This window comes from Psychrobacter sp. 1U2 (assembly GCF_051847575.1).
In genome coordinates this window covers 1-653 of record NZ_JBPYDC010001253.1, presented here as the reverse complement: position 1 = coordinate 653, position 653 = coordinate 1, and the positions used below count along the sequence as shown (strand labels likewise).

Here is a 653-nt window from a genome sequence, read left to right as displayed (position 1 = left end):
CTGGTCGGTTATGGTTGTACTACTTGTATCGGTAACTCAGGACCGCTGTTAGATGCGATTGAAGAGGCTATCGAAGAAAGTGATTTGGTTGCCGCAGCCGTCCTATCAGGTAACCGTAACTTTGAAGGTCGTATCCACTCACACGTAAAAGCCAGCTACTTGGCTTCACCGCCATTGGTTGTCGCTTATGCGCTAGCAGGTACGGTCGATATTGACTTGACGACTCATCCACTAGGCCAAGATTTAGAGGGTAATGATGTCTTCTTAAAAGATATCTGGCCGACCTCAGAAGAGATCAACGAGCTGATTGCCAATAACATCGATGCTGAGATGTTCCGCAAAAACTACGGCGAAGTATTTGACGGTAGTGCAGCATGGAACGCTATTAGCTCGGCGGATAGCCAGTTGTATCCATGGAGCGAAGAGTCTACTTACATCAAGAACCCACCGTTCTTTGATGGTATGACCATGGAGCCAGAGGGTATCCTAGATATCGAAGGCGCGCGTATTCTAGGTCTATTCGGTGATTCAATCACCACTGACCATATCTCACCGGCTGGTAACATCGATGCCGAATCGCCTGCTGGCAAGTACTTGCAAGAGCGTGGTGTCATGGAAGCTGACTTCAACAGCTATGGCTCACGCCGTGGTAA

General features: G+C 48.7%; 1 protein-coding gene. It reads left to right on the top strand.

The window, feature by feature from the left end; genetic code table 11:
* The coding region (locus ACS8FD_RS21495) for an aconitase family protein (RefSeq protein WP_439277367.1) at positions 1 to 653 on the top strand (653 nt) is incomplete at both ends.